Origin of the sequence: Luteimonas sp. TWI596, assembly GCF_039674105.1 — a bacterium.
In the GTDB taxonomy this organism is placed as follows: domain Bacteria; phylum Pseudomonadota; class Gammaproteobacteria; order Xanthomonadales; family Xanthomonadaceae; genus Luteimonas.
Window position 1 is genome coordinate 37,957 of the sequence record NZ_JBDJMU010000012.1, and the last position, 12,027, is coordinate 49,983.

11 protein-coding genes are annotated in these 12,027 nt (G+C 67.5%); 2 read left to right on the forward strand and 9 right to left on the reverse strand.

The window, feature by feature from the left end; all coding sequences use genetic code 11:
- Positions 1-66 precede the first annotated feature (66 nt).
- Positions 67-339, forward strand: coding sequence for a hypothetical protein (locus ABE487_RS10780; RefSeq protein ID WP_346447653.1), 273 nt, complete (start codon positions 67-69; stop codon positions 337-339).
- On the forward strand, positions 336-1,121 hold the full coding sequence (locus tag ABE487_RS10785; RefSeq protein WP_346452266.1) for a pyridoxine 5'-phosphate synthase: 786 nt from the start codon (positions 336-338) through the stop codon (positions 1,119-1,121). The genes ABE487_RS10780 and ABE487_RS10785 overlap by 4 nt, the downstream gene beginning before the upstream one ends.
- 388 nt (positions 1,122-1,509) lie before the next feature.
- Here ABE487_RS10785 and ABE487_RS10790 read toward each other — a convergent pair whose 3' ends face one another.
- The 9 genes from ABE487_RS10790 to dnaN all read right to left on the reverse strand — a co-directional run bounded on the left by ABE487_RS10790 (position 1,510) and on the right by dnaN (position 11,926).
- Entirely contained in the window at positions 1,510-1,920 is a 411-nt protein-coding gene (locus ABE487_RS10790; RefSeq protein WP_346442055.1) for a biopolymer transporter ExbD, read from the reverse strand.
- Between the two features lie 15 nt (positions 1,921-1,935).
- On the reverse strand, positions 1,936-2,361 hold the full coding sequence (locus ABE487_RS10795) for a biopolymer transporter ExbD (protein WP_047138028.1): 426 nt from the start codon (positions 2,359-2,361) through the stop codon (positions 1,936-1,938).
- Between the two features lie 34 nt (positions 2,362-2,395).
- Positions 2,396-3,151, reverse strand: a complete 756-nt coding sequence (locus ABE487_RS10800; RefSeq protein WP_047138029.1) for a MotA/TolQ/ExbB proton channel family protein — start codon at positions 3,149-3,151, stop codon at positions 2,396-2,398.
- Between the two features lie 108 nt (positions 3,152-3,259).
- Positions 3,260-3,919 (reverse strand): energy transducer TonB, encoded by a 660-nt coding sequence (locus tag ABE487_RS10805; RefSeq protein WP_346442054.1) that lies wholly within the window; start codon positions 3,917-3,919, stop codon positions 3,260-3,262.
- 135 nt (positions 3,920-4,054) lie between these two features.
- Positions 4,055-5,296, reverse strand: coding sequence for a tetratricopeptide repeat protein (locus ABE487_RS10810; RefSeq protein ID WP_346452267.1), 1,242 nt, complete (start codon positions 5,294-5,296; stop codon positions 4,055-4,057).
- Positions 5,297-5,391: 95 nt separating this feature from the next.
- Positions 5,392-6,201, reverse strand: coding sequence for a M48 family metallopeptidase (locus ABE487_RS10815; RefSeq protein WP_346442052.1), 810 nt, complete (start codon positions 6,199-6,201; stop codon positions 5,392-5,394).
- A 121-nt stretch (positions 6,202-6,322) separates the two neighbouring features.
- Positions 6,323-8,758 (reverse strand): DNA topoisomerase (ATP-hydrolyzing) subunit B, encoded by a 2,436-nt coding sequence (gene gyrB, locus ABE487_RS10820; protein ID WP_346452268.1) that lies wholly within the window; start codon positions 8,756-8,758, stop codon positions 6,323-6,325.
- A gap of 855 nt (positions 8,759-9,613) precedes the next feature.
- Positions 9,614-10,723, reverse strand: coding sequence for a DNA replication/repair protein RecF (gene recF, locus ABE487_RS10825; protein WP_346452269.1), 1,110 nt, complete (start codon positions 10,721-10,723; stop codon positions 9,614-9,616).
- A 102-nt stretch (positions 10,724-10,825) separates the two neighbouring features.
- The gene (gene dnaN, locus ABE487_RS10830) at positions 10,826-11,926 is read right to left on the reverse strand and encodes a DNA polymerase III subunit beta (RefSeq protein ID WP_346452270.1); all 1,101 of its coding nucleotides are present in this window, start codon (positions 11,924-11,926) and stop codon (positions 10,826-10,828) included.
- Positions 11,927-12,027 lie beyond the last annotated feature (101 nt).

Here is a 12,027-nt window from a genome sequence, read left to right on the forward strand (position 1 = left end):
GCTCGGCCTCTGGCGCTGCGCCTTCGAGCGGTTAGACTGCACCCAAGTCAGGCGGAGGCCCTGCCCATGTCGTGGTTGTTGCTGCTGCTCGCGCTCGGCGCGATCGTCGTTGCGTTCACCACCACATCGGTGCCGGTGGCGGTGGTTGCCCTGCTGTTGTCGCTGGCGCTGGTCGTCGTCGGCGTGCTCGGCTTGCTGGCCCAGCGCGTGGGCGAACGCAGCCGCAGCGAAGCGATGATGGTCGATCCGGTGGAACTGCGCCGTCTGCGCGAGCAGGCGCAAGCCCGCCGGGCCGACGCCGCCACGACGCCAGAGCTGCCGCCTCCGCCCGGCGCATGAGCGATGCGCGCAGTGTCCTCACTCGGCGCACGACCCGACTGAGCGTCAACCTCAACAAGATCGCCGTGCTGCGCAACTCACGCGGCGGGCGCGATCCCGACGTGCTGCACGCCGCCCGGGTCTGCCTGGATGCCGGCGCGCACGGCATCACCGTGCACCCGCGCCCCGACGCCCGGCATATCCGTACCGATGACGTCCTCGCACTGGGCGCACTGACGGCCGCGCGCGACGTCGAGTTCAACATCGAGGGCAACCCCTTCGCGCCTGCGCGCGGCGCTTATCCCGGCCTGCTCGCGCTCTGCGCACAGGTCCGTCCCGCGCAAGTCACGCTGGTGCCCGACGGCGATGCACAGCTGACCTCCGACCACGGCTTCGACTTCACCCGCGACAGCGCCGTGCTGCATCCTCTGGTCGCCCAACTGCACGCACTGGGCTGCCGCGTCAGCCTGTTCGCCGATGCCGGCGCCGACATCGAGGCGGCAGTGTCCACCGGCGCCGATCGCATCGAGCTCTACACCGGCCCCTGGGCCGAAGCCTTCGCCGCCGGCACGCCCGAGGCCGCGCTGCCCGGTCTCGTCGACACAGCCGGCCGCGCACGCGCGGCCGGCTTGGGCGTCAATGCCGGTCACGATCTGAGCCAGGCCAATCTCGGCGCGCTGCTCGACGCGCTCGGCACCGTCGACGAGGTCTCCATCGGCCACGCCCTGATCGGGGAGGCGCTCTACGACGGCCTTGCCCCCACGGTCGGTCGCTATCTCGCGATCGTCAACGCAGAGCGTTGACGCCGGCAAAGCGCCGCCATCCCAATCTTCCCCCGCGCTGGGGGAAGGCGTGAGTGGCTGCGCTTTGATGTGCTCCCGCGTGCGCGCGGCACAGGCGAGGGCGTCGCGAGTACCTTCGCCGCGTGCGGGAGTGGTCGGGGCGCCTCGCGCGCTCGGCGGGGCTGCGATGGGACGCTTCGCGCAGGTTGGCACTGTGTCATCGGCAACGGGAAGACGAACGGTGCCCGCGGATCGCCCTCATCGCCGCGCATCGTGTTCGCGCCGCGCATGCGCAGCAACACCATCCACGCGGCAGCGTCGAACCTAAAAAAAACGCCGCCCGAAGGCGGCGTCAAATGAAGCAGGGTAAGCGCCGAGCGTGCTGCAGGCGCGTCGGCGGTATTGCGGATTACTTGCGGACGAATCCGATCTTCTGCATCTGCGCGTTCTTGGCCTCGGCCAGCACCTTCGCCAGCACGCCGTAATCGGCGTCCTCGTTGGTGTCGATCTCCAACGTGGGCTGGTTGGTCGGATCGCGCTGGACTTCCGATTCCATCATGTTGCGCAGCGCCGAGACCGGCGTCGGGCTGTCGTTCCAGAAGATCTGGCCCGAGCCGTCGATGCGCAGCTTGATCGGCTCCGGCGGTTCCACCGGATTGTCAGGCTGCTGGGTCGACCGCTGCGGCAGGTCGATGTCGATCGGATAGGACAACTGCGGCGCCGTCACCATGAAGATGATCAGCAGCACCAACATCACGTCGCAGAGCGGAATGATGTTGATGTCGGCCATTGGGCCTTCGCCACCGGATGAAAATGCCATGGATGATGCTCCGGTTTAGTTGCTTTCGGTCGTCGCCACGAAGCCGACCTTGCGCATGCCCTGGGCCTGCGCAACGTTGACCACCTGGTTGACCGTCCGGTACTTGGCGGTCGAGTCGGCCCGGATGTTGACCGGCGGCTGAGGCGTCTTCTGCGCCTCGACCGACAGCGTGCTCTCGAGCAACTCAATCGACACCGGCTCGTCGTTGACGTAGATCTCGCCGCTGTCGGTGATCGCGACCGTGATCGGCGGCGCCGGGGGCGCCGTATCCGGACGCTCGTCCAGATTGGCCTGCGGCAACTCGACCTTGACCTTGTGCGCCATCATCGGTGCCGTGACCATGAAGATGATCAGCAGCACCAGCATGACGTCGACAAGCGGGACGATGTTGATCGTGGCGTTGACCTTGTCGTTACCGCCACCACCTGAGCTGAAAGCCATATCGGGACTCCGTTGTCGCTACTGACGTACGTTCTTAGACCTTGGCCGGCGGGACGGCATCGCCGACGCGCGAACCGGTGGCGAAGAAGTCGTGCAGGTCGTGCGCGAACGTGTCGAGCTTGTTGTTCGTGCCGCGGTTGAGGCGGACGAAGAAGTTGTAGCCCAGCACCGCCGGGATCGCGACGCCCAGACCGATCGCGGTCATGATCAGCGCCTCGCCCACGGGGCCTGCCACTGCGCCGATGTCGGCCTGGCCGCTGGCACCGATGCGGATCAGGGCGCGGTAGATGCCCCACACCGTACCGAGCAGACCGACGAACGGCGCGGTCGCACCGACGGTCGCGAGCACGGTCAGGCCGTTCTCGAGCTTCAGCGATTCACGGGTGACGGCCTGACGCAGCGCGCGGTCGACGAACTCCGAGCGGTTCAGCGACTCGACCAGGCGCGAGCCTTCGTGACGCTGGTGGTGCGCAGCGGCCTGGGCGGCGTCCAGGGCGACCTTCGAGAAGGGCTCGCTCTTGGGCTGCTCTTCCATGTGACGGATCGCATCCTGGGCGTTCGGGGTTTCCCAGAACGTGTTGATGACGCGGTCCGAGCTGCCGCGCAGGCGGGCATTCTTGATCGCGTTGTAGATGATCCAGTAGATCGACATGGCCGACATCGTGACGAGCACGATGAGGACGACCCAGCCGACCGCGTCCATGTGCTGAATCATGTCCGCGAAGCCCATCTGCTGCAGGGCTGCAGCGTTGCCGGCTCCGGTCGGGGCGGTGGTGGTTTCCTGCAGCATAACGCTTACCTTCTAGATGTAGTGGTTTGAAGAAGTGGAACGTGACGCGGGGACTAACAGGCACCCGCGAACGGGCGCCGAATCTGCGCGGCCCTTAGGCCGCCATGATCAACTCAGGCTGAAGTCGACCGGGACGCGGACGCGACCGGCGGCCGGCTGGCCATTCTTCATCGCCGGAGCGAACGACCACTTGCGGGCGGCCTCGATCGCGGCGCGGTCGAGATCGCGGTTGCGGCTGGACTTCTCGACCGAGACGTTGGTGACGTTGCCCTGCGCATCGACGTCGATGACGAGGATGACGGTGCCCTCGATCTGGGCACGGGCGGCGGCCGGCGGGTAGCGCGGCGGGTTCATGTTCTTCGACGAGATGTCGACGCTGGCACCGATATCGGCGACCTGCGCGGGCGGCGCGGGCGGAGCCGGCGGCGGGGCCGGGGCATCCATCGGCGACGGATCGTCGAACACGACCGGCGGCGCTTCGGGCGGCGGTGGCACCGGTGTCGGTCGCGGCGGCGACAGCTCCTTGATGGGCTGCGGCTTCGGCGGTTCGGGCGGCGGGGGCGGCGGCGGGGGCGGCGGCGGCGGCGGCTCGATGATGACCACGCGGGTGGCCATCTCTTCTTCGGGGGCAGCGTTCGGCGGATTCACCGGCGCCAGCAGCAGCATGACCGCGGCGGCGTGGAAGGCGACCACCATCGTGAATCCGGCGATGCGGGCCCAGTTCAGGCCTTCGTCTTCGTCGTTGGTCGTCGTCGAGCGTTGCGTCATGCGGAGAACTCACGTGAGGCCAGAGCGAAACGCTCCGGTGGAAAGGTCAACCTGCCGCCCTGTCTGGCGGCAGGAATCCTGAAGCTTATACCAATCCGAGTAACGTGCACCATCCGTGACGCGCAGAACTTTTCCTTAACGGGCGGAGATGATTCGCTCCGCGTCGGCATTGGACTTGAGCCCCTTGGCGATCGCCTGGCGCGCGGCCTCCTTGGCTTCGGCGCTGCGGCCTTCCTGGTGCAGTGCACGCGCCAGGTTGAGGTAGGTCTCGCCGTTTTCGGCCAGCGGTGCCGCCTTGCGCCAGGTCTCGATCGCCGGCTCGATCTGGTCGGAGAAGTAGTACGCCTGGGCGAGCGCCGACAGCGTGCGGTAGTCGGACGGCAGGATGTTCTTCTGCAGGCCTTCGTTGATCACCGCGATCGCCTCGCGCTCCTTGCCGTCGCTGTTGAGATACAGCGCGTAGAGGTTGCGGTACTCCGTGTCCTCGGTCAGCTGGCCGCTGCTGCGCAGACGCTCGAACACCTCAATCGCCTTGTCGTTCTGATCGGTCTGCAGGTAGGACACGGCGAGGTTGATCTGCGAGCGCTTGTCGTCCGGCGTCGCCTGCGCGACCTGTTCGGCCAGGCGCGTGGCCTCGGTGGTGTTGCCCGACTCGGCGTAGGCGCCCATCAGCACCTGCGTCCACTGCGGATCGACCTCGCCGCCGCCTTCAACCAGCGGCTTGAGCGTGGCGATCGCCTCGGGGTAACGCTCGAGGCGATAGAGCAGATTGCCCTTGAGCGCCTGATCCTTGGGATCGGACGATCCGGACTCGGCGAGATAGCGCTCCAGCGACGCCAGCGCGGCGGCATAGTCCTGCTCCTGCGCCTGCAGCTGGGCGACGATCAGCATCGCCTGAAAGTGGTTGTTGTTGTCCAGGCCGCCACCGGCGATCGCCTGTTCCAGGTACGTGATCGCACGGGCGTTGTCGTCGTTGAGCAGGAACTGGCCGGCAAGCAGCGCGGCCATCGACTTGTCGTACTCGTTCGCGCGCTCGTTGGCGATGATCTGCTCGGCCAGCGGCAGCCCCTTCGCCGCGTCCTGCGCGTTGTAGGCCTCCGACAACGCGTTGAGATCCTTGACCACACGCTGGCTGGCCTGCACGCCGGGCTCCTTGCGGGTGGCGTTGGGATAGCGCGCTTCTTCCTTCTGCTGCGCCTGGCGGCCGCCACGGCGCTCGCTGCGATCGGCCGAGCGCGAACTGCGGTCCGCACGGCTGCTGCGCTCGCTGCGATCGCTACCGCCCTCGTCCTGCGCCATCGCCGGCACAGCGAAGGCCAGCAGCGCAGTGGTCATCGCGGCGACCAGCGCCTTGTGAGAGAAACGGGACTTGGACATCGGATCACCTCGATTGGGGTGGATGCGCCGCGAGTGCGGGCGCAGGAGTCTGGACGGCGATTATGGCCGACGCTCGACCGTCGTGGGCAGCCCGATCAACCGCAGTTGGGGCGGCGACCGGCCGCGCGGGCCTGTTCGTAGACAGGCACCAGCGACGTCGCGCGTGCCTGCAGTTCGGCGATGCGGTTCTGCGGGTTGGGGTGGGTCGACAGCCACTGCGGCGGCTGATTGCCGCCGCTGGCGGTGATCATGTTCTGCCACAGCGCAACGGCCGCGCGCGGGTCGAACCCGGCCTTGGCCATGAGCTCCTGCCCCACCACGTCCGCCTCGGTTTCCTGGGTGCGGGTACCGGGCAGCAGGAACGTCGCCTGCAACGCCGCGCCGCCGAGCTGGCTGGTGGTCTGCTGCGCGCCTTCGCCGTAGCGCGAGCCGAGCAACGCACCGGCGACGCCGAGTGCGCCCTGGGCACCGAGCTGGCGCGTGATGCGCTCGTCGTGATGGTTGGCATAGACGTGGCCGATCTCGTGCGCGATGACGGCCGCCAGTTGGTCCTGATTCTTGGCCACGGTCAGGATGCCGGTATGGACACCGACCTTGCCGCCGGGCAGCGCGAATGCGTTGGGGTTGTCGTCGACGAACACCACCGACTCCCACTTGAGCTGCTGCCAGTTGGCGGGCAGCTCGCGCACGATGTCGGTCACGATGCAGCGCACGTAAGCCTGTTGCCGGGCGTCGCTCGACTGCCGGGTCTTGGCCTTGGTCTCGGCAAACGCCTGCTCGCCCATCTGGTTGAGCTGGGCCTGGGAGACGCCGCCCACGTACTGGGTGCGCCCGGTCGGCGACGTGGTGGTGGCGCAGGCGGTGAGCAGCAACGCAACGGTCACGGCTGCGATGGGCGCTTTCATGGTCGGGCTTCCCCTTGCTCGAATACGGATGGTCAGGGCATCCGTTGTAGTGCGGCCCGGATTAACGTTCCGTCAATCCGGGCGCACGGCCTGCGCGGCGCAGGCCGCGCGGCGCGCGCCCTCAGACGTCGAGGTTGGCGACCTTGAGCGCGTTGTCGTCGATGAAGGCGCGGCGCGGCTCGACGACATCGCCCATCAGCGTGCTGAAGATCTCGTCGGCGGCGACCGCGTCCTCGATCCGCACCTGCAGCAGGCGTCGCGTCTCGGGGTTGACCGTCGTGTCCCACAGCTGCTCGGGATTCATTTCGCCCAGGCCCTTGAAGCGCTGGATCTGCCGCCCCTTCTTGGCTTCCTCGAGCAGCCACGTCTGGGCGCCGGCGAAGGTCTTGACCGGCTGGGCGCGATTGCCGCGGACGATCTGCGCGCCTTCTCGGATCAGGCCGTGCAGCTGGCGCGCGACCTCGCCGACGGCACGCAGGTCGCCGCTTTCAAGCGCGGCCAGCGGCACCATCTGGATCAGGTCGACGCCCATGTGCTGGCGTTCGATCGTCAGCACCGCGCCGCGCGATTCATTGGCCGGCTGCACCGAGAACCGGTAACGCGGACGGCCCAGCCCGGACTGGTTGAGACGTCCTTCCAGCGCACGCAGTGCATCCTGCGCGGCCTCGGCATCGCCCGACAGCGGCGCGGCGTCGAGCAGCAGTTCCAGCACGGCCGGATCGTAACGGTGTGCGTTGCGCGCGATCGCGTCCTTGGCCGCTGCGAAATCGAGCAGCAGACGTTCCAGGGCAACACCTTCGATCGCCGGTTCGCCGGCCGCGGGAATCAACTGCGCACCCTCGACCGCATTGCCGGCCAGATAGGCGTCGAGCGCCGCGTCGTCCTTGAGATAGAGCTCGTTCTTGCCCTGCTTGATCTTGTACAGCGGCGGCAGGCCGATGTAGACATGACCGCGCTCGATCAGCTCCGGCATCTGCCGGTAGAAGAACGTCAGCAGCAGCGTGCGGATATGCGAGCCGTCGACGTCGGCGTCGGTCATGATGATGATGCGGTGGTAGCGCAGCTTGTCGGGGTTGTACTCGTCCTTGCCGATGCCCGTGCCGAGCGCGGTGATCAGCGTGCCGACTTCGGCCGACGCGAGCATGCGGTCGAACCGCGCGCGCTCGACGTTGAGGATCTTGCCGCGCAGCGGCAGCACCGCCTGGTTGCGGCGATTGCGGCCCTGCTTGGCCGAACCGCCGGCCGAGTCGCCCTCGACGATGAACAGTTCCGACAGCGCCGGGTCCTTTTCCTGGCAATCGGCGAGCTTGCCCGGCAGGCCGGCGATGTCCAGCGCCCCCTTGCGGCGGGTCAGATCGCGCGCCTTGCGCGCGGCCTCACGCGCACGGGCGGCATCGACGATCTTGCCGGCGATCGCGCGCGCTTCGTTCGGGTTTTCCTCGAGGAACTCCTGCAGCCGCTGGCCGAACGCACTCTCGACGACCGGGCGGACTTCGGAGGAGACCAGCTTTTCCTTGGTCTGCGACGAGAAACTCGGGTCGGGCACCTTCACCGACAGCACCGCGATCATGCCCTCGCGCATGTCGTCGCCCGACAGCGCGACCTTGGCCTGCTTGGCGATGCCGTTGTGCTCGATGTACTGCGTCAACGTGCGCGTGAGCGCAGCGCGGAAGCCCTGCAGATGCGTGCCGCCGTCCTTCTGCGGGATGTTGTTGGTGAAGCAGAACATCGTTTCCTGGTACGCGTCGGTCCACTGCAGCGCGACATCGACGGTGATGCCGCTCTGCTCGCCCGTGACGGAGATCACGTTGGGATGCAGCGGCGTCTTGAGCTGTGCCAGATGCTCGACGAACGAACGGATGCCGCCTTCGTACTGGTAGGTATCGCGCCGCCCTTCCCCGCGCAGATCGACCAGGGTGACCTTGACGCCGGAGTTGAGGAACGAGAGTTCGCGCAGGCGACGGGCCAGGATGTCGTAGTGGAAGGTGACGTCACTGAACGTCGCCACGGCCGGCCAGAAGCGCAGCGTGGTGCCGCGCTTGGTCGAGGCCTCGCGGCGCTCGAGCGGGGCCACCGGCTCGCCGGTCGCATATTCCTGATGGTGGTGGTAGCCGTCGCGCCAGATGTCGAGCGTGAGCTTCTCGCTCAGCGCATTGACCACCGAAACGCCCACGCCGTGCAGGCCGCCGGAGACCTTGTAGCTGTTGTCGTCGAACTTACCGCCGGCGTGCAGCTGGGTCATGATGACCTGCGCGGCCGACACGCCCTCTTCCTTGTGGATGTCGACCGGGATGCCGCGGCCGTTGTCGGACACCGAAACCGAGCCGTCCTCGTGGATCGTCACGACGACCTCGTCGGCATGGCCGGCGAGCGCCTCGTCGATCGCGTTGTCCACGACCTCGAACACCATGTGGTGCAGGCCGGTGCCATCGTGTACGTCGCCGATGTACATGCCCGGCCGCTTGCGGACGGCCTCGAGGCCGCGCAGCACGGTGATCCGGCTGGAATCGTAATCGGTGTTGGCGGGGGCGCCGCCGGGGATGGTCTCGTCGCTCATTCGATTCGCTGTCTGGCAGGCGCGCGGTCCGCGACGCGCAAGCGCCGCGAGGCACATGCGGCGGTCGAACAGGCCGGCATAGAGGGCCATCATACCACCCCGCCCCCAGCCCTCCCCGGGGAGGTTCCACGTGGAACCTTCGGCTGTGGCGGCACAGATTCGGGACGATGCTGCCACTGGGCGGGCGCTCATGCGACGTGGGTCGCAGGACCTCACGGGCTCTGCCGAAGGCTGATTACCGCTTGCGAGTACGTTCGTACGGCGCATCGCCGCACGCCCATGTTGTCGCGACGATTGAAGCAAGCGACGCGCCGCCCCCTTCTGAGCGCGTCCAGCGGCTTTGCAGACACCGGCGCTCGACGGCGACGGATGAGATGTGCGCTGCGGCGCGTCCGTGGGGTACCCCCTGCCCCAGCGATCGCTGACGCGCATTGCCCGCGCCGCGCCAGGCGCATGCGCCATGGCCGCCAGCGCCCGAGAGTCGGCGGCCATGGCGGCGGCATCCGCCAGCCAGCGAGCATTGCGCTATTGGATGGCCTCAGGATCAGCGGCAGAACACCAAGATGTGGCGGCCCACGTCCTGGCCATCGGCAGGCGCAATGGGCGACCCGTCTTCGACGGCTCGGCTCATTTGCCGCCAACGACGGGTATCCCTGCCAACCGAATGCATGGCGCCAAGCCGGCAAGCGCGGAACTTGGTTCCGCGCTCCATCAGTAGCGCATGTGCCAGACGCGGGCCGTGGGACCTGGAGGGGGCGGCGCGTGGTTCCACGTGAAACACGCCAACACTTCCTTGCGCACCGGGACGGTTCCACGTGGAACCATCCTCGACGTCGGTACGACCGTCGAGGCAAGTCACCTGCCCTGGCCGGCGCCTTCGATCTTGCCGTGTTCCACGTGGAACACACGCACGTCAGCGAGCAACTCCGCTGGCCAGTGCGGCGGCCGCTCGGTGCCCGTCAATAGCACCTGCGCATCCGCAGCATGGAGGAACTCGAGTACCTGGCGCTGGTGATCGCGATCCAGCTCCGATGCCAGGTCGTCCAGCGCGACGACGGGCCAGCGCCCGCCAGCCGCGTCGGCACAGTCCGCTGCCTGTGCAAGCAGGCAGCACAGCGCGGCCTGCTTGGCCTGGCCGCGCGACAGCAATCCTTGTTCGGGCCGCGCCTCGAAGGCGATCCGCCAGTCCGCGCGATGTGGCCCGACGGAGGTATGACCAAGCGCACGATCCCGATCGCGCGCGACCAGCAGTGCGTCCGCCAGCGACAGGTCGTTCCTGCGCCACCCTGGCTGGAACGACAGGGTCGCCTCCCCCAGCGCAGGGGCCAGCACCGCTGCGATCCGCTGCAGCGCCGTCTGCAACCGCGCCAGATAGGCCTCGCGGCGCAGATCGAGCGGCTGGCCCGCGTCCGCGAGCTCGTGATCCCAGGCGTCCAGCTGCGAACCACCAACGCCAGCCTTCAGTAACGCGTTGCGTTGGCGCAGCGCTCGCGCGTAGCGCCGCCACTGCGTCAGAAAGTCCTGTTCCACGTGGAACAATCCCCAATCGAGATAGCGGCGTCGGATCTCGCTTCCGCCGGACATCAGTGCGTGGCTGCCAGGTTCGAAGGTCACCACCATCAGTGCGGCGCACAACTCGCCGAGTTGGCCGACGGACTGACCATCGAGCCGCCCCGTCCACGCTTGCCCGCTATGGCGCAGCCCCGCGCGCCGCCGCTGCTCGGGACGTGCGGGGTCCGGCCGCCACTCCGCATAGACCTCCAGCGCTTCGGCGCCCCGCTGGATCAGGCCATCGCGCACCCGGCCGCGAAAGCTGCGGCCATAGGCCATCAGGTGCAGGCCCTCGAGCACGCTGCTCTTGCCGGCACCATTGGCGCCCAGCAACAGATTCAGGCGCGGTCCCGGCGCGAGGGAGACCGCATCCAGGTTCCGTACGCGGCCAAGATCGAGTCGAGTGAGCTGCACGCGAGTCCTGTGAAGTCGACAACGGAAAACGCCCGGCATGGCCGGGCGCTTGTTCCACGTGAAACAGTGCGTCGGGCGGGCCCGCGCATGATAGTCCGCTCTTCAGAGGCGCAGCGGCATGACCACGTGGCGGCTGCGCTCGTCCGCGGCCTCGCGCACCAGCGCCGAGGAGTTGGCATCGCGCAGCTTCAGGATCACCAGTTCGCCACGCAGCGCAGTCAGCGCGTCGAGCAGGTAGTTGACGTTGAAGCCGACCGCGAGCTCGTCGACCTTCGTATCGGCCTCGACCTCTTCATGCGCCTCTTCCTGCTCGGGGTTGTGCGCATTGATCCGCAGCATCCCCGGCGAAACCTCGACGCGCACACCGCGGTACTTCTCGTTGGACAGGATCGCCACGCGCTGCAGCGCCGCGCGCAGCAGCTCGCGGTCCACTGCGACTTCGCGGTCGGCACCGATTGGAATCACGGCTTCGTAGTCGGGGAAGCGACCGTCGATCAGCTTGCTGGTGAACGTCACATCGTCGCGCTTGACCCGCAGATGGTTGCGGCCCAACTCCAGCTCCAGAATCTTGTCGCCGCCCTCGAGCAGGCGCTGCAGCTCGGTGACACCCTTGCGCGGCAGGATGATCTGGCGCTTGGTCTGCACCGCCGCTTCGAGTTCGGTCTCGCACAGCGCCAGCCGGTGACCATCGGTCGCCACGCAGCGCAGGCGGGTTTCGCCCAGGTCGAACAGCAGGCCGTTGAGGTAATAGCGCACGTCCTGCTGCGCCATCGCGAACGCGGTCCGTTCGATCAGCTCCTTGAGCGCGGCTTCCGGCACCGCGATGCGTTCGGTCGCCTCGACCTCGTCCACCGACGGGAAGTCGCCTGCCGGCAGGCTCGCCAGCGTGAAGCGGCTGCGGCCGGCCTGCACCGTGATCTTGTCGCCCGACTGCGAGATCGCGACCTTGCTGCCGTCGGGCAACGCACGAACGATGTCGAACAGCTTGCGTGCGGGAATCGTGGTCTCACCGTCCTGTGCGTCGTCGACGGCGCGGCGCGAGACCATCTCGACTTCGAGGTCGGTACCGGTCAACGACAGCTGGCCATCCTGGACCTGGACCAGCAGGTTCGCCAGCACGGGCAGGGTCTGACGCCGCTCGACGACGTTGACGACCTGGGCCAGCGGCTTGAGCAGGGTTTCGCGTTGCAGACTGAAGCGCATGTCGGTGTTATCCCCTTGAGCCGTGCTTTCTTAAGATGGTTATAAATCTAAAAAAGGTGGAGCTGGATGCAGCGAAAACCGGGTGATATCTCATTTAAGTC

Excerpts from the sequence above, each read along its gene's own strand:
- ABE487_RS10780 (WP_346447653.1), top strand. The coding sequence starts at position 67 with ATGTCGTGGTTGTTGCTGCTGCTCGCGCTCGGCGCGATCGTCGTTGCG.
- ABE487_RS10785 (WP_346452266.1), top strand. The coding sequence starts at position 336 with ATGAGCGATGCGCGCAGTGTCCTCACTCGGCGCACGACCCGACTGAGC.
- ABE487_RS10790 (WP_346442055.1), bottom strand. The coding sequence starts at position 1,920 with ATGGCATTTTCATCCGGTGGCGAAGGCCCAATGGCCGACATCAACATC.
- ABE487_RS10795 (WP_047138028.1), bottom strand. The coding sequence starts at position 2,361 with ATGGCTTTCAGCTCAGGTGGTGGCGGTAACGACAAGGTCAACGCCACG.
- ABE487_RS10800 (WP_047138029.1), bottom strand. The coding sequence starts at position 3,151 with ATGCTGCAGGAAACCACCACCGCCCCGACCGGAGCCGGCAACGCTGCA.
- ABE487_RS10805 (WP_346442054.1), bottom strand. The coding sequence starts at position 3,919 with ATGACGCAACGCTCGACGACGACCAACGACGAAGACGAAGGCCTGAAC.
- ABE487_RS10810 (WP_346452267.1), bottom strand. The coding sequence starts at position 5,296 with ATGTCCAAGTCCCGTTTCTCTCACAAGGCGCTGGTCGCCGCGATGACC.
- ABE487_RS10815 (WP_346442052.1), bottom strand. The coding sequence starts at position 6,201 with ATGAAAGCGCCCATCGCAGCCGTGACCGTTGCGTTGCTGCTCACCGCC.
- gyrB (WP_346452268.1), bottom strand. The coding sequence starts at position 8,758 with ATGAGCGACGAGACCATCCCCGGCGGCGCCCCCGCCAACACCGATTAC.
- dnaN (WP_346452270.1), bottom strand. The coding sequence starts at position 11,926 with ATGCGCTTCAGTCTGCAACGCGAAACCCTGCTCAAGCCGCTGGCCCAG.